Genomic DNA, 18098 nt, shown 5'->3' on the forward strand with positions numbered 1-18098 from the left:
GCTACCGGACCGCCTGCCCGAAGCCTTGCGCCGGGGCGGCCGAGGCGAGCCGCGACGCGGCCTCGGCCGGGGCCAGCACCCGCTCCAGCCGGAGCTCCCCGGGCACCTCCTCGACGAACCGCCCGGCCGCCCAGCTCCGTTCGTACGGCTGCGGGTCCAGGACGAGGGTGCGGACACCGTCCACCACCGGGACGTCCTCCGGCATGCCCTCGTTCCAGATCCAGCCGCCGTCCGGTGCGACCAGGTTGAACGCGCCGGTGGCGGTGACCCGGTGCCGCCCGTCCACCCGCCCGGTCCGGCTGAGCGTGACGACCTCCGGGGCCGGCCGGGTGCCGGGCAGGTGGCCGCCGCCGATCAGCACCTCGGCGAGCAGCGTGTGCAGCTGGAAGTTGTCGGTCAGCCCGTCCATCCGGAGCAGGTAGCCGGTGCCGGTCGGGCGGTGCAGGACCAGCAGCGGCTCGTCGTCGAGCGCGGCCGCGAGGTACCGCAGGCCCTTGAGGTCGTGCCGGTCGCCGGAGTACCGGTCGATCAGCCCGGTCAGGACGTCCGTCACGCCGGACTCCCGGGCCGTGCGGCGGACGGCGGCGTGGGTGTAGAGCGCGAACGCGGCCCGCTGCCACAGCGAGAGCGTCCACCAGCCGATCACGGCCCGGTGGGCGTGCCACTCGTCCAGCCGCCCCGGTTCCTCGATCCGGGCGTGGGCGCGGCCGGGGCTGTCCCGGTCCGGGTCGTCCCCGTCCGGGTCGGGCAGGTCGTCCGGGCCGCCGTCGCCGGTCTCCTTCCAGCGCTCCAGGAGCAGCAGCGCGCCGGTCAGCGCCTCGCGCAGCCCGGCCAGGATGTGGTCGGCGCAGGCCACCGGGTCGGCGCCGCGCTCCACGCAGGCGCCCACCATCATCGCCAGGTGGGCGCGCTGGAACGGCGGGGTGTCCGGCAGCAGCGAGGCCAGCCGCGGGCCGACCGCCGCCGACTCCTGCTCCCCGGCCGGTCCGAGCAGTCCGCCGAGCCGCCGCAGCGCCGCGTCGAACCGCTCGCCGCCGCCGGCGTCGTGCAGCGTCGCGACGGCTGTCTCGAACTCGGCCACCGCCCCTGCGAGGGAGGTCGGCTGACGGTCCGACGGCCCGGTGCGGCCGTCCTGCGGGGTATGAGGGTCGAACACCATTCGCGGCAGCATAGAGGCCCGCCCGCGCGGAGCCGTCGTCGGGTCCGGGCCGTCCGCTGGTCCGGGCCGTCTCCCGGCCCGGCCTCGACCGCCGCCCGGCCGACGGCCCCTGGGCGGGCCCGTCCACCGCCCCGTCCGTCCGGTGGAATCCCCCGCGCGGCCCGACGCCGGTGCCCCATACTCTCGCGAGTGACCGCGACCCCAGCCCGTAGCCACCCCGCCGGTGCCCCCGCCGCCACGGCCGCCACGGCCCGCACCGGACCGGCCGCCGCCTTCGCCGCTCCCGGACCGGCCGCCGCCACCGGCGGCGAACCGGCGCTGCGCGCGAGCCCGTTGGAGCTCTTCCTCGACCTCGTCTTCGTCTTCACCGTCACCCAGCTCACCGACAGCCTCGCCCACCACCTCACCCCGGGCGGCCTCACCCAGGTCCTGGTGATGCTGGCGGTGATCTGGTGGATGTACGACGCGTTCATCTGGCTGACCAACGCCATGCCGCCGCGCACCCACGGCCGGCGGAGCCTGCTGCTGCTGGCGATGGCGGGCTTCCTGCTGATCTCGCTCGCCGTCCCGCACGCCTTCGAGGGCAGCGGGGTCGTCTTCGGCTGGGCGTACCTCCTGGTGGTGGCCGTGCACACCGGCATGTTCGCGGTGTCCGGCGTGGCCCTGGAGCCGGTGCTGCGGATGGGCGGGCTCAACCTGGTCAACACCGCGATGGTGGTGACCGGCGGCTACCTCACCGGCTCCGGCCAGCTCGTCCTCTGGGCGGCGGCCTTCGCCCTGCAGTTCGCCATACCCCGGCTGGTCGACCTGCCCAGCTTCCAGCTGCGCGCCGACCACTTCGTCGAGCGGCACGGACTGATCGTGATCATCGCGTTCGGTGAGTCGGTGATCGCCATCGGCGTCGGCGCGGGCACCGCCGACCTGACCGCCCCGCTGGTCGCCGTCGCCGTGCTGAGCCTCGCCGTCTGCGTCGGCCTCTGGTGGGCGTACTTCGGCCACGACGACGACGTGCGCGCCGAGCACCACATGGCCGGGGTGCCCTCGGAGGAGCGCAACCGGCTCGCCATCAGCGTCTACAACCTGGGCCACTACGGGCTGTTGCTCGGCGTGCTGCTGTTCGCCGCCGGGGTGAAGTCCGCCGTCGCCCACCCGGGTGCGCCGGTCACCGCCGCCCAGGCCGGGGCGCTGGCCGGCGGCGTCGCCGTCTTCCTCGTCGCCAACGCCGCCGGCCGCCGCACCTTCGGCCTCGGTCCGAACCTGCCGCGGCTGCTGGCCGCCGCCCTGGTGACGGCCACCGTGCCGCTCGGCACCAGCGCCTCCGCCCTGGTGCAGGTCGGCGCCGTCGTCCTCGTCCTGGCCGCCGCGTTCGCCTGGGAGCACCGGGCTGTCACAGCCCGGTGAGAGACTCCACCCGTGACTGACCACGCGATCACCGACGGCCTCTACCGGATCCGGAACGCCGCCGGCGGCCTGCTGCTGGAGATCGCCGGCGGCAGCCGCCGCAGCGGCGCCAAGGCGGTGCTCGGCGCGGAGGACGGCTCCGACGCGCAACTCTGGCGGCTGAGCGCCGTCCACCCCGGCGGCGCGCTGTTCCACGTCGAGAACGTGGCCGGCGGCAAGCGCCTGGACGTCACCGGGGCCTCCCCGGAGAACGGCGTCCCGGTCCAGCAGTGGTCCGCCAACGCGTTCGGCGCCCAGGAGTGGCTGGTCGAGCACCACCTCGACGACCCCGGCACGTACACCCTCACCAGCTTCGTCAGCGGCAAGGCCCTGACCGCCCCGGACGGCCCGGCCACCGAGCCGCCCACCCCCGTCCACCAGTGGGAGGACACCGACTCGCCCACCCAGTGGTGGCGCCTGGAACGGCAGTAGCCGGCCGTGGCGGCCCGTGGCGGCCCGTGGCCGGTCAGTCGGGGACGAAGCCGCCGTGCTTGAAGACCGACCGGTCGTGCCAGCCCAGGAAGTCGTACGCGCGCGCCGAGAGCGGGCGGTCGGGGAGGGCCACCGGGAGGTCGACGAGGGCCAGCACGGCCCGGCCGGCGGGTGAGTCGGTCCGGTAGTGCGGGGAGACGCGGACGGTCCGGTCCTCCGTCACCCCGAGCACGCCGAAGTCGAACAGGGCGTGGTGCAGGGAGCAGAGGGCGAGCGCGTTGTCGACCACGTCCGGGCCGCCCTGGCTGTGCCACCGGACGTGGGCGGCCTCGATCCCCACGGTGGCGCGGCCGAGCCGGCCGTCGTACCCGCAGACCGCGCAGGCGTGGCCGAACGCCCGCAGGACGTCGGCGGCGAAGCCGGCGGCCCGGACCCGCCGCCGGGTGATCCGGTACGCCGGCCCGTCCGGGTCGGGGAGTTCCAGGTCGGGGAGCTCCGGGCCGGGGAGCTCCAGGTCGGCGACGTCCAGCTCGGGCAGGGCGACGTCCGCCTGTCCGCAGATCGCCGCCTCCAGGGTTGGGGTGAAGTGCCGGTCCAGCAGGAGCCGGACGGCGACGGCGAGGGCCGACGGGTCCTCGGCGAGCAGCCGCTCGACCTCCGGCCGCAGCCGGCCCACCGCCCCGACCCGCCGCAGCGCGGCACCGCTGCCCCCGACGTCGTTCGGGTCGAGCGCCCGCCCGGCGGCGTCCCGCAGCGTCCAGAGGCCGCGTTCCAGGTGGACGAACGGCATGGCGGCACGCTGGACGGCGGTGGCGCGGCCGACGGCGGGCCCGTAGTCGTTGATCAGCCGGCTGACCGGCTCCTCGGCCTCCGCGTACGTCACCTCGCTGGTGCCGAGGCGGGCGTGGCGGCCGAGCAGCCAGAGCAGCAGCAGCGGTTTGTGCGGGGCCCGGACGCCGCCGCTCCGCGCCTGCCTGATGCCGGACAGGGCGGTGAGCAGTTCGCCGCGCCTCACGCCCCTGCCTCCCTCCCCGGCCGCTTCGTCCTCCCCTGTGTCCCGGTCCGACGGGACTTCGCCGACACGCCTAGCCCAAGAGGTTGGACCGGAGGGCGTCGAGGTCCTCGTCGGTGGCGCCGTGGGCGTGCAGGTAGGCGGTGAGGGAGCCGTGGTGGGCGCGGATCCACTCGAAGGACGAGACGAGCAGTTCCTCCGAGATGGGCCGGGAGACGCGCTCGGTGCCGGTCTCGTCGAGGTAGGGGGTGGGCCCGTCGAGGAGGCCGAGCCCGGCGTTGGAGCGCAGGAAGTCGGCGAGGACGTCGGCCTCGGAGGCGCCCAGCAGCTCCTGGACGACGGCGATGGTGAGCCCGGTGCGGTCCTTGCCGACGGCGCAGTGGACGACGGCGGGCAGGGCGCCGGGGGTGCCGAGCCGGCGGATCGCGGCGACCAGCGAGGGGCCGGCGGTCGCGGCCATGAACGGGTACAGCTCCGCCTGGCCCTCCGGCCAGGGCCGGTCGGTGTCCTCCCGGTTGGCGGGCAGGGTGGGGAGGCTGTGCGCCTCGTGGTCCAGCCCGTGCCGCAGGTCGGGCCAGACCTCCAGCTCGAACGGGCTGCGCAGGTCGATCACGGTGCGCAGGCCGAGCGCCTTGAGCCGCTGGGCGCCCTCGGGGGCGAGGGTGTGGAACGAGCCGGAGCGGTAGAGCACTCCGCGCCGGAGCGAGCCGACGCCTCCGGCGTCACGGAAGTTGCGCACCCCGGGGATGTCGATGAAGGCGGACGGCAGGTCGGGTTCACGGTCCGGCAGGTCGTCGGTCATGGCCCTTACCGTACGGGCGCGGACGGCGCAGGGGGAAGGAATCCGGGACACTGCGGTCACCCCCCCCGGCCCGCCGCCCGTCGCGCCGATCGGCGCCGCGGTACCGGTCAGCGGCCGCCGGACACGTCCAGGAAAGCCCCGGTGGTGTACGAGGAGGCCGGCGACAGCAGGAACAGGATCGCCTCGGCGACCTCCTCCGCCTCCCCGCCCCGCCGCATCGGCAGGTTCGGGGCGACCCGGTCGACCCGGCCGGGTTCGCCGCCCAGCGCGTGGATCCCGGTGTGGATCAGCCCCGGGCGGACCGCGTTGACCCGGATGCCCTCGGCGGCCACCTCCAGGGAGAGCCCGCGGGTCATCGTGTCGACGGCGGCCTTGGCGGCCGCGTAGTCCACGTACTCGTTGGGCGAGCCGAGCCGGGCCGCCGCCGAGGAGACGTTGACGATCGCGCCGCCGTGCCCGCCGTGCCGGGTGGACATCCGGCGGACGGCCTGGGCGGCGCACAGGAAGGGGCCGGTGATGTTCGCGGCCCAGATCCGGTTGAGGCGCTCCTCGTCGATGTCCTCCAGCCGGCCCTGCTTCTCCAGTGTCCCGGCGTTGTTCACCAGTGCGGTGAGCGGGCCGAGTTCGGCGTCGACGACGGCGAACAGCCGCTCCACCTCGGCGCTGCGGGTGACGTCGGCCCGGACGGCGAGCGCCGTGCCGCCCTCGGCCCGGACCGCGTCCACCACGGCGGCGGCGGACGCCTCGTCGGAGCGGTAGTTGACGCAGACGCGGTAGCCGCGGCGGCCGGCCAGCAGCGCGGTGGCGGCGCCGATGCCGCGCCCGGCACCGGTGATCAGGACGACGTCGGGGCGGTCGGTCTGCTCGGAAGCGGTAACGGTCGACATGCTCCGCACCCTACCCTTCTCCGCGCCCCGCCCCGCACAGCCGCCGTCGGCGCAGGCCCGGTCCCAACTCGGCGGCGGTGCAGCGATCTTGGACGCCCGGCAGGGGCCGGATCCGGACGGTGCCGCAGGTCCCGTCCGGCCCGGGCCGACCGCGGCCGCTCCGTTCGGGGGCTGCCGCCGCTCCGGTCCCGCTCCGGTCCCGGTCCCGGCCCTGGTCCCGGAAACCGCTCGCCCGGCGGGTCCCCGTCGGGGGAGACTGCGGGCCGGGAGCCGACGAAGGGAACCCCATGTCCGCCACCTCCGACACCGTCCTGCCGTCCGGTACCGCCTTGTCGTCCGCCAGCGCCCTGCCGTCCGGCACCGTCCTGCTGTCCGGCATCGTCGGCTCGACCGCGTACGGGCTGGCCCACGCCGGTTCCGACATCGACCGCCTCGGCCTGTTCGCCGCGCCGACCGAGGGCTTCCACGGCCTGCACCGCCCGGCCGAGTCGCACGTCACCACCGCGCCCGACCGGACCCTGCACGAGGCGGCCAAGTGGTGCCGCCTCGCGCTGAGCTGCAATCCCACCGCCTCCGAACTCGTCTGGCTGCCCGAGGAGCTGTACGAGGTCCGCACCCCGCTGGGCGACGAACTGATCGGCATACGCCGCTCCTTCCTGAGTGCCCGGGCCGTCCGCAACGCCTACCTCGGTTACGCCACCCAGCAGTTCAGGAAGCTGCTGACCCGGGACACCACCGACCCGGCGACCCGGGCCCGGGCCGCCAAGCACGCCCGCCACCTGGTCCGGCTGCTCGAACAGGCCGTCCACCTCCACGAGACCGGCCACAACCTCGTCCGCCTCCCCGATCCGGAGCGCGTGCGCGGCCTCGGCGAACGCATCGCCGACGAACCCGCCGTCGCCGAACGCCTGCTCGCGGACACCGCCGACCGCCTCGACCGCCCCGGCATGCTGCCCGACCGCCCCGACGAGCGCCCCGCCGACGCCTGGCTCCACCGCGTCCGCGCGGCCCACTACACCTCGCCGGTCACGTCGGCCCCCTGACCCCGGCGCGCCTCCGCAATCCACTGGCGGAGCCCCTCCCCCCACCGGGTAGGATCGCCGTGGCCTGCTCCACCCGGCGCGGGCCGCGGGGCGCTAGCTCAATTGGCAGAGCTGCGGACTTTTAATCCGTAGGTTCAGGGTTCGAGCCCCTGGCGCCCCACCACGTGCGACCGCCCCTCTACCTGCTGAGTAGCTAGCAAGCGGAGGGGCGGTCGCTTTCATGTTTGGGTCTGGCGGCGCCTCTGCTGGCTCGCTGCTGGCCCGGAGGACTTGTGCCTACCGGGCGGCGCGCTGCCGGATGTCCTCGCCGAGGCGGCCGACCAGTTCGGCGAGTAGGCGCTGGTACTCCAGTGCTTCGACCTGGCGTCCGTCCCGCAGGCGCGCCCGTACTGTCGCCGCAGTGACCATGACGTCATCGCACGCGTCCGCTGGATCGAAGGTGCGGGTCCTGAGGCTCCATCCGGGAGGCTTCAGCTGAGACGAGTCGGTCATTCCGGTGCTCCTCGGGGGAATCCTGATGCAGGGATTCGGCAGCGTGTAGCGTACACGGCCGATCGAATATGAGTTCGAGATATTGATCCCCCCCCCAGTTGTGCTGATCATTCGCTGCCGCGCGACCCTGGCCAGCGCACCGCCGTACGCCAGCCAGGGAGTCAGTGCCAGATGGTCAGCAGTAGCACGCACAGCAGCACGAGGGCCGCGACCGAGACTGCTGCGGCAGCCGTCAGCTGGGGCGAGTCCCGACGCGGCGGACAGTGCTCCACCACTGCGGTGTACGGGGTGAGGTCGTACAGCCACCGGCCCCGCCCGTACCTGCCGCAGATGGCGCACCTGCCGTACCCGGTCCGAGCGGGCACCGGCTTGCCGCCGGCCAGGCTCACCGGGCGTCCGCGTGGGTCGCGGTCGGTGCCGGTACAGCGGCATGGCCGGCCTTCCCCTGGTAGTCGCCGCGGGCCAGCTCTCTGCCGATCCAGGACTGCGCGCTCGCCGCGATGCCCCACCGCAGGACGTGTCCGTCCTCGCGGACCGGCTCGCCCGTCGTGGTGTCGTGCACCACCCACAGCCCCGGATTCCGTCCCTGCCGGGGCTGCTGCACCACGCGGTACCGCTCGCCGTGCCGCTGCCTGGCAGTCCGACCGTCGCCGCGGCGGACACGGATGATGATCCGCCGGTTCGAGAAGACGACCGGAAAGTCGAGCACCCCGCCATCGAGCGACGCCTCCACCATCTCAGTCGCGCCGGTGCCGAAGAGCAAGCGCACGGCGGCGCACTGCTGCTCCCCGAGGTCCAGCTTCCGGACAGCCTGCCAGACCGCGGTCAGAGCAGCCATCGGCGGCAGCGTTGTCGGGTCCAAGAGGCCGTCGACACTCACGGTCCAGTTCTCGTCCGCGGTCAGGCCCACGTACCCCTCCTCAACTCCATGGCGGCAAGGGCGACCTGGCCGCACTCATGGAGCCAGCGTGCCGACGGCGGCCGACGCAGGGCAGCGTGTGCGCGGGCCGTGTCCGCGCACTCCAGTTCACACCCCGTGTGAACCGCGGTGCCCTACCCTGCTGACACAGCATCAGCAGGAGGTGCCTGGTGGAGCCGAATCCGCTGCTCGACGCACTCATCGATGAGTCTGGCATGTCGCATGCTGGCCTCGCTGCCCGCATCAACGCGTGCGCCGGGTCTGGCTATGACCACACAGCCATCGCCCGGTGGATCAAGGGGCAGGTGCCCCGCGGTGCCGTGCCCGATGCGGTCTGCGCCGTGCTCGGCGAGAAGCTCGGTCGTCCCCTCACCCTCGACGACATCGGGATGGGACGCCCCGGGTCGGCGGCCCCACCAGCGCTCGCCGGGTACCTCGATCGGGCGACAGCCTTATGGAGGTCGGACGGACAGGCGCGCCCAGAGGTGCAGGCTGTCCAGGCGGTCACCGGCACTGCTGCGATTACGCCTGTCTGGGAGTGGGAGAACCCTCCGCATGATCGGGACGTCTCCCGAGCGGGCACCCTGCACGTCGGCGCGTCGGATGTGCAGATGCTGCGGGCTGCCCGCAGCCGGTACGAACAGATGTACCGAGGTGCCGGCGGAGTCGCTACCAAAGCGCGCGTCGTCGCATTCCTCACCGAGCACACCGCCCCGCTTGTACGGGGCACCTACACCGACGCCGTCGGCCGGGACCTACTCCGCGCGGCTGGGGGTCTCGCTGCGGTCGCGGGGATCTGTTCGTACGACGCGGACGCCCAGGGACTGGCCCAGCGCTACTTCCACCAGGCACTCCGGCTTGCCAAGGCCTCTGGAGACCGTGCCTTCGGTGGGTACGTGATAGCCCTGCTCGTCAACCAGGCGCTGTTCCTCAGGGACTACCGCCAGGCCGTCGCCTTTGCCGAGGCCGGCATCCGGTCCGCCGGACCGCACATCAGTCCGGCCCTGGCCACCGACCTGCACGCGATGCAGGCCAAGAGCTACGCGCGCATGGGCGACGTCGTGGCGGCTCATGCGGCGATGAGCCGGGCCGAGAGTGCCGCCAGCCGGATCCGGCGTGACGAGGAGCCGCCGGAGACCGGCTATGTCCAGCCCGGCCTGGTCGAGGCGCAGCTGGCCGAGACCTTGATCAGTCTCGGGGACTGGAGGTCAGCACAGAAGTACGCCGAGGAGGCCGTGCAGACGCAGGCGCACGCCCGCGGCCGGGTTCACCGGCTCGCTACCCTGACCACCGTCGACCTCGGGCGGGGAGATGCCGAACAGGCCGCCGCCCACGCGGTCGGCGCGCTGGGCCTCGCCACCGGAATGGAGAGCCGGCGGCTGCGCGATCGGTTCGTGGCGCTCCGGCGGCAGCTGGCTATTCACCACACCGCGGCGACACGCGATGCAGTCGACCGGATCGACGACGCGCTCTCGGTACCCCTGTGACGGGGCTGGGATACTGCCCCGGACGGCGGCCAGCAGGACAGAGGAGCACAGGGTGTCGGTGTGGCGGAATCTGAGCGAGCGCACAGTCTATGAGAACCCGTGGCTGCGGGTGAATCTCGCGGACGTCGAGCTGCCCGACGGGCGCCACCTCGACCACTATGTCCTCCGTCAGCGCCCGGTTGCCCTCGCCACCGCCGTCAACGAACAGGGCGAGGTGCTGCTGCTCTGGAGGCACCGCTTCATCACCGACAGCTGGGGATGGGAGCTGGCCGCCGGCGTCGTCGAGGACGGCGAGAGCCTAGAGGAGGCCGCCGCGCGGGAGATGCTCGAAGAAACCGGCTGGCGGCCGGGCCCTCTCCAACACCTTCTCACCGTGGAGCCATCGAACGGCCTCGCAGACGGTCGACACCACATCTACTGGGCCGACCGGGCCGAGTACGTCGGGCACCCTGAGGACGATTTCGAGTCTGAGCGGCGCGAGTGGGTGCCGCTGTCCGCCGTCCCGGGCCTTGTGGCCAAGGGCGAGATCCGGTCCGCAAACGCCGTCGCGGGACTCTTGATGCTGCACCAGATCCGAGGATCCTGACTCCTTCGGCGCTGGCACGCCGGTAGGGTCCCGCCATCACACACCCAGCGTCCCAGGGGGGACCATGCGCACCCGTACCACCGGCCTCGCCCTCGCGGCGGCCCTGCTCGTCGCCGGCCTGACCGCGTGCTCCAGCTCGGCACCGAGTACCGACGCGAAGTCCAGCACGCCGGCCGCGACGTCGGCGCCGCCCGCTGCGGCCGTGCCCGAGACCACCGCGCCCGCTCAGGCCCCGGCGCCCGCCGGGACGACGGCGGCCGCGCCCGCATCGGCCGGGCCGGGCGGGCTCCCACCGAAGCCGGACGCCGCCACCCAGGCGAAGTACCTCGCGGCCCTGGCCGCCATCGACCCGGAGATCGTAGACGGCAAGCCGGACCGGGCCGTATCCAGGGGCCGGGACCAGTGCAGCTCCGTGGCACAGGGCAAGGACCAGGCCGCGCTCATCGAGCTGACCAGCAAGCGCTTCACCAGCGCGGGCCACCCCGGGGGCTTCGGGCCTGAGAAGAGCACGAAGATTTTGGAGGCCGTGCGCAAGCACATCTGCCCGGCGCCTTAACCGGCTACATCCCGTCGAGGCCGGCCGCGCGGAGCTTCTCCCACAGTGCGGCCACCGTCTCCACGGTAGGCGCTTCCAGGACCCGCTTGGCCGCATCGTCGACCGCGGCCCGCTCCTCCGGCGGCAGGTCCCGGGCCCGGGCTGAGATCTGGTCGAGGTGCGCGGTGTAGCCCGGCAGCGGGGAGTCCGGCAGTGAGGTCCAGTGGTCGTCGTCCATGCGGCCATGATGGCCCCGCCCGGTGTCCGGTCGGGCCAGAACGCAGCAATGCGCCCCGCCCGGCATGCCGGGCGGGGCGCGTGGCTTATCGGTCCTGGAGGTCTTTGACGGCGTCCTCGATGCGGTCGACCGCGTCCCGAAGCGACTTACCTGAGTTGCGACCCAGCTCGTGCTCGATGGCCGCGATGCGCTCCATCACACCCGGCCGGGCAGGTACGCCCGGACGGGCCGGGGTCCCCTGCCAGTCCTCGGACCAGGCATCCAGGGCAGCGTGCAGACGCCGGACGGTACGCCAGAGCACGGCGAGCAGCGCCAGCACGGCACCGAGCGCGGTGGCCCAGGCCGCGAGCGCGTCGACCTGGAGAACACCAGTCTCGGCGAGGCCGGTCACCGGCGGCTCGCCGGGTCGTGCCGGGCCGGCAGCAGCGAAGCCGTCTCCGGATGGCCGAGGAAGCGTCCAAGGGCGCCCTTGACGACGGAAAGGCCGGCGGGGACGGCCGCGACGGCGGCGGCCTGGACGCTGGACAGCCCGGTGATCCCGCCGACCAGCAGCAGACCGATGGCGCTCTCCAGGTAGGTGGCGGCGGTGCGCTCGGCGAGGTCGACCGCGTAGCGGGGTATGCGGATCATGATGGTGCTCTCCGATCAGTCGGTGACGTTGAAGCGGCCCGGCGCGAGCCGCTCCAGGGAGCGGCGGCCGGGGATCCCGTCCGCCGCGGTGCCGGTGTAGCCGAGGGAGCGCTGGAACGCGGCGTACGCCTGCACCGTCCGGCTGCCGAAGCTGCCTTCCACCCACCGAGGGTCGAGGAACCCGTCGTCGGCCAGGGCCCGCTCGACGACCAACGCCTCGGCGCCGTACGTCTGGTGGCCCTGCGCCGCTCCCGGGTCGGTCCTCGCGGCGGCGATGATGTGGGCGAGGGAGACGGCCGGCGTGCCGGGCAGGTGGCCTAGCAGCAGCTGGAGGGTGACGATGCCGGGCACGCCGTCCGCGGCGTCGCCGGTGTAGCCGAGACTCTGCTGGTAGGCCTGGTAGTTGAGGGTGTCCGGGTCCCGCCAGTCCTGATCCGGACCGACCTGGTACGCCGCTCCGTAGCCCTGCCGGACGAGGGCCTGCCCGACCTCCAGGACCTGCGGGCCGTGCGCTCCGTAGCCGTACTCCAGGCCGTTGATGGTCGTCCGGTAGCGGACCGGGCCCGGTCCGGCGGGCGGGGCGGGCGCCGGCGGCGGGGTGGTGCCGGTCGCGGCCGCGATGATGCTGGGCATCACGACGTCGTGGAACTGCCGGAGCCGGACGGGCCCGGGGCAGGCCGTCCCGCCGTCCGACCACTCCGGGAACATCCGGTGCACCCCGAAGCCGGGCGCGTCCCAGGACGGGCAGACCCGCAGCGGGATGCCGTGCCGCTGGTGGAGCCAGACCCCGAGGGCGATCAGCGCGGCGATCTGGGCGTCGGTCCACGGGTCGGTGGCCTGGTCGTCGCTGGCGGTCTCGACGCTCACGGCGCCGGTGCCGTCGGCGCGCCGGTTGGCGTGCATGTTGGCGTCGGCGCGGGTCTCGGTGCCGACGAACTGCCCGACGCTGCCGTCGTATCCGACACCGAAGTGCGACTCCAGGCGGGTGGAGTCCCGCCAGTACTCGAACATCCGCCGGGGCCTCCACGGCGCGGCGACGCTGTGGAAGATCGCCTGTGTCGGCGTGATCGCGGGCTGCTCGTCCGACTCGGGTTGGAGTTCCATCTTCTCGGCCGGCTCGTACCAGGCCATGGGTGCCTCCTGGGCATGGGAAAGCCCCCGGGCCAGAAGGCGCCGGGGGCGATGGATTGGTCGTCAGGCGATGCGCTGAAGCCGCAGCCAGGACAGGGGGTGGAGGGTCGTGGGAGTCGCGTGGGCCGTGCGCTGCGCCCAGCGAAGGCGCATCAGGCCGCCGCTGCTGGCGGTCACCAGGTGTCCGACGGGGTGTAGGGAGGTCAGGGCGCCGCCGACGCCGTACGTGCCGGCTTCGAGCGGCGTGCCGACCACCGTGCTGTTGGAGGCGTAGGCGGCGGCGCCGCCGGGCGCGGCCCCGTTGATGGCCCAGCGCATCGCGGCACCGCCGGGAATACCCCAGTCGGCCCGCAGGTCGCCGGCGTTGTACTGGCCGGCGTAGAAGACCGCGCCGTCGAGAACGTAGGTCGCGTTGGCCTCGACGGGCAGGAAGAGGTGGGTGTCGTCCACCAGCACGGTCGAGTTGGTGACCGACTGGGCTGCGGCCTTCACGACCACGGCAGGGATCATGCTCGCGAGCCGTGCGGCGGTGATGCGCTCACCGGCTCGCCATTGGGGGTACGGCACGGGGGGCTCCTACAGGGCGAGGATGGCCGGCTGCCACAGCCGCACGTCGGCGTCGGCGGGCAAGGCCTTGACGACGCCGTTGACGTGGCGGGTGACGGTGGCGGTCTGCGGGCTGGTGGTGCCGGACATCGCGGTGACGGTGACGCGCTCGCCCGCGATCGCGAGGTCCAGCGGGTACTCGGCCGGGTCGGTCGTCCACAGCGGCCCGGCGGCCGTGGCGATGGACAGTGAGGTGGCGGTGGAGGAGACACCGGCGCCGAGCGTGCTGCCGTTGGTGTCTGCCCGGCCGACGACCAGGTCGTCGAGGACCGCGACCGCCCACGGCCCGGCCGGGGTGCAGTTGAACTCGATGATCCAGTCGTAGGCGCCGAGGGTCTCGGTGTAGCCCTGGACGAGGAGGTCGACCTCGCCGGGGCCGTCGGCCAGCGGGAGGCCGGTGAGGCGGATGAGGTCGCCGATGTCGACCGCGCTGGCTGCCGCGAGCAGGTGCGGCGCGGCGGCGAGGTCGACGCGCACCACCGGGTAGCGGGCCGCGTCCCACGTGCCGACGTGCAGCCTCCAGGAGGCGATGTCCTCCAGTTGGGTGTCCCGGTAGAGGCCGAGCTCGGGGCTGTCGGAGTACCTCCCCACGCCGCCGGGCGGGGGGAGGACGGACAGGGGGCCGGTGGCCTCGGTCGCTCGCGCGGAGGAGCCGCCGCGCCTGGACACCGTGATGTCGTTGCGGGTGGCCTGGTCGTCGTCCACGGGCTCCAGCGGCGGTGCGATCTCGCCTGCCCCGTAGTCCAGGACCAGGGCCGGGGCCTGGTTGTAGCTCAGGGAAGCCGGGCGGTAGTGCAGGGCCACGGCGTCGCGGCTCTCGGTGAGGTAGCCGCCGTCGACCTCGGCGGCCTCCTCCAGCAGGGCGAGCAGCGGCGCCGGTTGCTGGGGGCCGAGTGCGACCTGGTCCTCGACCCGCCCGACGACGCTGGCCGGCACCCCCTCCTCCGCGCACAGCCGCGCGACCCGCTGAGACGGCCGGTCGCCGTCGAAACCGTTGTCGGCGCCGGCGTAGCGGTCGGTGGCGCCGGCGGGCATCACGCTCAGGTGGCCGAGCTGCATGTCCCCCAGGACCGCCTCGAACTGCGTGTCGATGCTCACCGGCCGGCCGATGCTGCCGGTGAACACGTCGCTCATGAAGCCGACCGCGGCGACATCGGTCGCGCCGATCTGGAACCAGGTCAGGCTCCACGCAACGGTGGGTCCGGCCTGGCTGACCTCCAGGCGGAGCCGGGTCCACGCGCCGACGGCGAAGTCCGGGCTGGCGCCCTTGTTGACGACGACCGTGCCGTCCGAGGCCGTGCCGTAGACGACCATGTACGCCGAGTCGACGCTGATGGTCCAGGTCGTGACGCTGCCGGTACTGGCGATGCGCAGCAGGTCCGGGAAGGACGACGGGGCGGCGAGGGCGGGCAGGTAGTAGACCATCTCGATCCGCCACCCGCCTGCGAGGGCGGCCGAGGCGGGGATGGGCCCGACCAGGGTGGCGTTCTCGGTGACGCGCGGCAGGGGGAGGGATCCGGTGGGGCCGTCGTCCGCGGCGAACTCCAGGCCGGTGGCGCGCAGCGGCTGGACGCCGGGCAGCGGGGAGTAGGCCTGGGTGGATCCGCGGGCGTCCTCAAGGGGCCAGTACGCTACGGCGCCGCTCGCTCCGAGCGAGCGGCGCAGCGGGGAGGCGAGCGGGTCCGCGCCCTGGCCCAGCCGGCGCTTGATGCCAGCGGCCTCGGTGGGGATCCACGCGTCGGTGCCGGAGACGTCGCGGCGGGTCGGCCAGGACGAGATCTCGCCGGTGAGGCGGGTGTGGCGCGTCTGCGGGATCAGGGCGGCGCCGTAGAGGGTCCAGGTGCGGCCGGCGGAGTCGGTGAAGACGCCGGTGCCGGGGGCCTGGGCGGTGAAGTCCGGTGAGGCCACCAGGGTTCCGCCGATGCCGGAGCGGACCTCGGCTCCGTGGGCCCGGCCGGACAGGGCGGTCTGGGTCTGCCCGGGGTTGTCGCCGACGACGAGGGGCGCGGTGCCGGCGTAGATGCTGGTGGTGCCGGCGGCGGTGATCGGGTCGCCCAGCTGCGCCCACGGTCCGGCCAGGGTCGCCGCGGTCCAGAACGTGACCGTGTGCCGGCCCGCGCCGTCGTCGACGTCGAGTGCGGCGCGGATGGCCACCCGTCCGGACGTCGACGCCGGGACGGGCAGGGTCGCGGTGCGCTCGGTGATCGCGGTTCCGTCGGTGCTCCACCGCAGGGCCGGCCGGTCCTCGATCAGGGTGAGCTGCCAGGACCGCTGGGCGCCCGTGAGGTACTCGTACTTGGAGATGAGCTCGATGGGGCCGCCGGCGGTGAGGACGGTGACGTCGACCCGGACGTCGAGGTCGCCGGTGATGTCGAGCGCGGCGGTGTCGGGCGTGCCGGCGCCGCTTCCGGCGCCGGGCAGCTCGAGGTAGGTCGGCAGGGGGCCGAGCGCGGCCGCGCCGGCGGAGATCCGGACCGGGACGTTGCGGCCGATGCGCCCGTAGTAGGGGCCCATGGCGTTGCGGGGGCTGTACGCCCCGGTCCGGTTGTCGATGGTCAGTGCGCACCTGCCGGGGTCGATGCGGGAGCCTTCGTCGTGGCGGCCGCGCTCGATGGTGACCGGGTCGCGTAGGTAGACGTCGCCGGTGATGTCCACCCACGTTCCCCCCAGCTGCACTTCGACCTGGACGTCGAGCGGTGTGTCCGGGAACGCCATGGTGGCTCCCCCTTCCTGGTCAGGTGAACGCGGCCTGGGCGGACCCGCCGCCGTCGAGGCGGACGATGCTGCGCATGAGCCGTCGGAGCTGGGAGTCGGCGCCGGTCACGTCGATGACGACGCGTACGGTGCCGCCTCCTCCTCCGGCGACCGCGCGGGTCAGAGGGGTGACCGTCGCGCCGCCCGGCAGGGAGAGCAGCTCGGGGCCGGCCTCGCCGACCAGCACGGTGCCGGACCCGGTGATGTGGCCGCCCTTGGCGAGCATCGGGATCCTGGGCATGGAGAAACCGCTGCCGCCGACGCCGGGGATCCAGTCCGGCAGCGTGAAGCTGAGCCGTCCGGCCGTTCGATTCCAGAGCGAGGCGATCTGGTTGAACCCCCAGCGGAAGGGGGAGACGAGGATTTCGCCGAGGGCCGTGAAACCGGAGGCGATCCGGCCGGGCATGCCGGTGATGTAGTCGAGCACGGCCGACGCGCCGCTCTTGATCGAATCCCAGTTCCGGGTGATCGCGAGGACGGCCCACCCGATCGGGCCGGTGAGGATCCCGAGCAGCAGCGGCCAGTTCTGGGACACCCAGTCCCAGACCCACTTGATCCCTGACCAGACGACTTGCCAGCAGGAGGTGACGATGTCGCGGAAGGTCTCGGACTTCTGCCAGAGGAGGACGACGGCGGCGACCAGGGCGACGACCGCGATGATGATCAAGCCCACGGGGTTGGCGGACAGGGCGGCGTTCCAGGCCCACTGTGCGACGGTCGCCGCGGTCTGGATGCCGGTCCAGACGGCCTGGGCTGCGGCCCAGGCCATGGTGGCGCCCTGGACGATGAGGATGGCGCCGGCGATGACGCCGAGGGTGATCGCGATCGGCTGGAGCCAGGATGAGTGCTCCTGGCCGAAGGTGATCAGCGTGGCGCCGACCTCGGCCAGCTTCACGGTCGCCTCCCTCTTGAAGCGCTCGATGGCGGCGCTGGGGTTGTCGCCGACGGTCTTCGCCATCTGGTCTGCGGCGCCCGCGACTTGGCCGATCGCGGAGGTCGCCGTGGACGGGTCGAGCGCGAACAGGGCTTTCTGCATGTCCTCGGCCTTGGTGCCGAACAGGCTCAGGGCGATGCTGCTCTGATCGACCGGGTTCTTGACCGCGCGGAGCTTGTCGAAGACCTGGTCGAGCGCGGTGGCGGCGGCCGGGCCGCCGTCGATGAACGCGCGCTGCATGGCCTTGGCGTTCAGGCCCAGCGCCTGGAATCCCTCGGCGGACGCCTTGCTGCCGCTCTGGGCGATCAGCGTGAATTCCTTCAGGGAGTCGGCGACGGTGTCGGCGTCGCGGGCGCCGGCCTTGAGTCCCTGGGAGAGGAGGCCGGTGGCGGTCGCGCCGTCCAGGCCGAGCTGCCGGAACTGGGTGCTGTACTCCGTGATCGTGTCCAGGAAGTCGCCCGACTTGTCGACGCCGCCCTGATACCCGGCGGTGATGATGTCGAACGCCTCGTCGGCGTTCTTCGCCAGGCCCGTCTTCATGAGCTGACCGGCGGCCGCGGTGGATCCGGCGACGTCGGCGTCCATCGCCTTGCCGAGGGCGAGTGCCTTGGTGGTGATCCGCTCCAGGCCGGCGGCGGCGGCATCCCCGCCTATGTTCTGGGTGACGCCCCGGATCGCCTCGTTGACGTCGGCCGCGCTCTCGCCCCACGCGTCCTTGTAGACGTTCGCGCTCACCTTGCCCAGCTCGGCGGCGCGCTCGGCGCCGACGCCGAGCTGGGCGGCCAGCTTGCTGCTGGCGGCGGACATGTCGAGGGACTCGGCGACACCGACGCCGAGCGCCCCGGCGACGCCGGCGGAGATGCCGGTTGCCGCGGTGGCCAACTTCTCCTTCAGCTGCCCGAGGACCGCCGATGCCTTGTCCTTCGCGACGAGGTTGAAGACCAGTGAGGTGTCCGACACGGGATCACCTCCTCATCGTCTGCGGCCTGCGGCCTGGTTGGCCTCGGTGAC

At 73.4% G+C, this 18098-nt stretch carries 20 protein-coding genes and 1 tRNA gene; 7 read left to right on the forward strand and 14 right to left on the reverse strand.

Going from position 1 to position 18098, the window contains the following annotated elements; all coding sequences use genetic code 11:
* Position 1: 1 nt before the first annotated feature.
* Positions 2-1159 carry a hypothetical protein gene (locus OG550_RS20000; protein ID WP_327679441.1) on the reverse strand — a complete coding sequence of 386 codons (1158 nt, stop codon included), beginning with the start codon at positions 1157-1159 and terminating at the stop codon, positions 2-4.
* A gap of 189 nt (positions 1160-1348) precedes the next feature.
* Between OG550_RS20000 and OG550_RS20005 the strand changes: the two genes are divergently transcribed.
* Positions 1349-2560 (forward strand): low temperature requirement protein A, encoded by a 1212-nt coding sequence (locus OG550_RS20005; protein WP_327679442.1) that lies wholly within the window; start codon positions 1349-1351, stop codon positions 2558-2560.
* A gap of 12 nt (positions 2561-2572) precedes the next feature.
* Positions 2573-3031: an RICIN domain-containing protein gene (locus OG550_RS20010; RefSeq protein WP_327679444.1), complete on the forward strand. Its 459-nt coding sequence runs from the start codon at positions 2573-2575 to the stop codon at positions 3029-3031.
* A gap of 34 nt (positions 3032-3065) precedes the next feature.
* Here OG550_RS20010 and OG550_RS20015 read toward each other — a convergent pair whose 3' ends face one another.
* The 3 genes from OG550_RS20015 to OG550_RS20025 all read right to left on the reverse strand — a co-directional run bounded on the left by OG550_RS20015 (position 3066) and on the right by OG550_RS20025 (position 5732).
* Positions 3066-4046 (reverse strand): phosphorothioated DNA-binding restriction endonuclease, encoded by a 981-nt coding sequence (locus OG550_RS20015; RefSeq protein WP_327679446.1) that lies wholly within the window; start codon positions 4044-4046, stop codon positions 3066-3068.
* Between the two features lie 70 nt (positions 4047-4116).
* Positions 4117-4845, reverse strand: coding sequence for a tyrosine-protein phosphatase (locus OG550_RS20020; RefSeq protein WP_327679448.1), 729 nt, complete (start codon positions 4843-4845; stop codon positions 4117-4119).
* 107 nt (positions 4846-4952) lie between these two features.
* Entirely contained in the window at positions 4953-5732 is a 780-nt protein-coding gene (locus OG550_RS20025; protein ID WP_327679450.1) for an SDR family oxidoreductase, read from the reverse strand.
* Positions 5733-6019: 287 nt separating this feature from the next.
* On the opposite strand from OG550_RS20025, the gene OG550_RS20030 reads away from it, so the two are divergent.
* A complete protein-coding gene (locus OG550_RS20030) occupies positions 6020-6775 on the forward strand; it encodes a nucleotidyltransferase domain-containing protein (protein ID WP_327679452.1) in 756 nt (251 codons plus the stop codon).
* 87 nt (positions 6776-6862) lie between these two features.
* Positions 6863-6938, forward strand: a tRNA-Lys gene (locus tag OG550_RS20035).
* Between the two features lie 113 nt (positions 6939-7051).
* On the opposite strand, the gene OG550_RS20040 is transcribed toward OG550_RS20035, so the two are convergent.
* The 3 genes from OG550_RS20040 to OG550_RS20050 form a co-directional block, all read right to left on the reverse strand.
* Positions 7052-7183, reverse strand: a complete 132-nt coding sequence (locus OG550_RS20040) for a hypothetical protein (protein WP_327679454.1) — start codon at positions 7181-7183, stop codon at positions 7052-7054.
* Positions 7184-7428: 245 nt separating this feature from the next.
* A complete protein-coding gene (locus OG550_RS20045; RefSeq protein ID WP_327679456.1) occupies positions 7429-7656 on the reverse strand; it encodes a hypothetical protein in 228 nt (75 codons plus the stop codon).
* Positions 7653-8177: a hypothetical protein gene (locus OG550_RS20050; protein WP_327679457.1), complete on the reverse strand. Its 525-nt coding sequence runs from the start codon at positions 8175-8177 to the stop codon at positions 7653-7655. The genes OG550_RS20045 and OG550_RS20050 overlap by 4 nt, the downstream gene beginning before the upstream one ends.
* Before the next feature lie 179 nt (positions 8178-8356).
* Here OG550_RS20050 and OG550_RS20055 point away from each other — a divergent pair, with 179 nt between their 5' ends.
* The 3 genes from OG550_RS20055 to OG550_RS20065 all read left to right on the forward strand — a co-directional run bounded on the left by OG550_RS20055 (position 8357) and on the right by OG550_RS20065 (position 10815).
* Positions 8357-9673, forward strand: coding sequence for a transcriptional regulator (locus OG550_RS20055; protein WP_327679459.1), 1317 nt, complete (start codon positions 8357-8359; stop codon positions 9671-9673).
* Positions 9674-9725: 52 nt separating this feature from the next.
* Positions 9726-10259 (forward strand): NUDIX hydrolase, encoded by a 534-nt coding sequence (locus OG550_RS20060; RefSeq protein ID WP_327679461.1) that lies wholly within the window; start codon positions 9726-9728, stop codon positions 10257-10259.
* A gap of 64 nt (positions 10260-10323) precedes the next feature.
* Positions 10324-10815, forward strand: a complete 492-nt coding sequence (locus OG550_RS20065) for a DUF732 domain-containing protein (RefSeq protein WP_327679462.1) — start codon at positions 10324-10326, stop codon at positions 10813-10815.
* Between the two features lie 4 nt (positions 10816-10819).
* On the opposite strand, the gene OG550_RS20070 is transcribed toward OG550_RS20065, so the two are convergent.
* From OG550_RS20070 to OG550_RS20100, 7 genes are all read right to left on the reverse strand, one after another.
* Positions 10820-11032: a hypothetical protein gene (locus tag OG550_RS20070; protein ID WP_327679464.1), complete on the reverse strand. Its 213-nt coding sequence runs from the start codon at positions 11030-11032 to the stop codon at positions 10820-10822.
* Between the two features lie 85 nt (positions 11033-11117).
* Entirely contained in the window at positions 11118-11423 is a 306-nt protein-coding gene (locus tag OG550_RS20075) for a hypothetical protein (protein WP_327679466.1), read from the reverse strand.
* The gene (locus OG550_RS20080) at positions 11420-11662 is read right to left on the reverse strand and encodes a hypothetical protein (protein ID WP_327679468.1); all 243 of its coding nucleotides are present in this window, start codon (positions 11660-11662) and stop codon (positions 11420-11422) included. The genes OG550_RS20075 and OG550_RS20080 overlap by 4 nt, the downstream gene beginning before the upstream one ends.
* 15 nt (positions 11663-11677) lie before the next feature.
* The gene (locus tag OG550_RS20085; protein ID WP_327679470.1) at positions 11678-12793 is read right to left on the reverse strand and encodes an N-acetylmuramoyl-L-alanine amidase; all 1116 of its coding nucleotides are present in this window, start codon (positions 12791-12793) and stop codon (positions 11678-11680) included.
* Between the two features lie 63 nt (positions 12794-12856).
* Positions 12857-13360, reverse strand: coding sequence for a hypothetical protein (locus OG550_RS20090; protein ID WP_327679472.1), 504 nt, complete (start codon positions 13358-13360; stop codon positions 12857-12859).
* A 9-nt stretch (positions 13361-13369) separates the two neighbouring features.
* Positions 13370-16114 (reverse strand): hypothetical protein, encoded by a 2745-nt coding sequence (locus tag OG550_RS20095; RefSeq protein ID WP_327679474.1) that lies wholly within the window; start codon positions 16112-16114, stop codon positions 13370-13372.
* Between the two features lie 19 nt (positions 16115-16133).
* Positions 16134-18047: a phage tail tape measure protein gene (locus OG550_RS20100; protein WP_327679475.1), complete on the reverse strand. Its 1914-nt coding sequence runs from the start codon at positions 18045-18047 to the stop codon at positions 16134-16136.
* Between the last annotated feature and the right edge of the window lie 51 nt (positions 18048-18098).

It is taken from the genome of Kitasatospora sp. NBC_00458 (genome assembly GCF_036013975.1).
GTDB lineage: Bacteria > Actinomycetota > Actinomycetes > Streptomycetales > Streptomycetaceae > Kitasatospora.

Coding starts and splice junctions, on each gene's coding strand:
- OG550_RS20000 (WP_327679441.1), bottom strand. CDS start 1,159: ATGGTGTTCGACCCTCATACCCCGCAGGACGGCCGCACCGGGCCGTCG.
- OG550_RS20020 (WP_327679448.1), bottom strand. CDS start 4,845: ATGACCGACGACCTGCCGGACCGTGAACCCGACCTGCCGTCCGCCTTC.
- OG550_RS20025 (WP_327679450.1), bottom strand. CDS start 5,732: ATGTCGACCGTTACCGCTTCCGAGCAGACCGACCGCCCCGACGTCGTC.
- OG550_RS20030 (WP_327679452.1), top strand. CDS start 6,020: ATGTCCGCCACCTCCGACACCGTCCTGCCGTCCGGTACCGCCTTGTCG.
- OG550_RS20040 (WP_327679454.1), bottom strand. CDS start 7,183: ATGGTCACTGCGGCGACAGTACGGGCGCGCCTGCGGGACGGACGCCAG.
- OG550_RS20065 (WP_327679462.1), top strand. CDS start 10,324: ATGCGCACCCGTACCACCGGCCTCGCCCTCGCGGCGGCCCTGCTCGTC.
- OG550_RS20070 (WP_327679464.1), bottom strand. CDS start 11,032: ATGGACGACGACCACTGGACCTCACTGCCGGACTCCCCGCTGCCGGGC.
- OG550_RS20080 (WP_327679468.1), bottom strand. CDS start 11,662: ATGATCCGCATACCCCGCTACGCGGTCGACCTCGCCGAGCGCACCGCC.
- OG550_RS20085 (WP_327679470.1), bottom strand. CDS start 12,793: ATGGCCTGGTACGAGCCGGCCGAGAAGATGGAACTCCAACCCGAGTCG.
- OG550_RS20095 (WP_327679474.1), bottom strand. CDS start 16,114: ATGGCGTTCCCGGACACACCGCTCGACGTCCAGGTCGAAGTGCAGCTG.